The 766-nt window shown below is 70.1% G+C and carries 1 protein-coding gene; it reads right to left on the reverse strand.

The genetic code is table 11. The features are described from left to right. Positions 1 to 766 (reverse strand): M4 family metallopeptidase (locus PUR56_RS01965; RefSeq protein ID WP_329947583.1); only part of this gene is annotated, 766 nt, incomplete at both ends.

Consider the following 766-nt stretch of genomic DNA (forward strand, 5'->3'; position numbering starts at 1 on the left):
CGCCACTGCCCTCGGAGAGCAGGTAGAAGAAGTGGTTGGCGACGCCGGAGGAGTAGTGGACGTCGATGCCGCCGAGGCCCCGGCGCCAGTAGTCGGCGGAACGGCCGTCCTTGGACGGCTTGTCCATGAAGCGCAGCGGGGCGCCGTCCCCGTGGAGGTCGATCTTCTCGCCGATCAGGTAGTCGGGGGTGTCGGCGGGCAGGTCGGCGTGGAACTCCACCATGGTGCCGAGGATGTCGCTGGTCGCCTCGTTCAGGCCGCCGGACTCGCCCGAGTACATGAGACCGGCGGTGGCCGAGGTGACGCCGTGGGTCATCTCGTGGCCCGCCACGTCGACGGAGGTCACCGGGTGGGTGTTGCCGTCGCCGTCGCCGAAGGACATGCAGAAGCAGTAGTCGTCCCAGAACGCGTTGCGGTACCCGCTGCCGAAGTGCACCCGGCTGGACGCGCCGGCCCCGTCACCGCGGATGCCCGCGCGGCCGAAGGTGTTCTTGTAGAAGTCCCAGGTCGCCGCGACGCCGAAGTGCGCGTCGACGGCCGCGGACTCGCGGTTGGACGGCAGGCCGTCGCCCCAGCTGTCGGTGGAACGGGTGAAGAGGGATCCGCCGTCGACCGTGCCACCGTGCATGTCGGTGGTGTAGGTGCCGCCGCGCGTTCCGTCCTTGAGCTGGTAGCCGGAGTCGGTCGGGGTGGTGCCGATCGGGACTTCGCCGACGTGGACGCCGTGGCCCGTGCCGGTCTGCACGCCCTCGAAGGTCCGGATCAC

The sequence above is a fragment of the Streptomyces sp. BE303 genome (assembly GCF_036290945.1).
Classification (GTDB): domain Bacteria; phylum Actinomycetota; class Actinomycetes; order Streptomycetales; family Streptomycetaceae; genus Kitasatospora.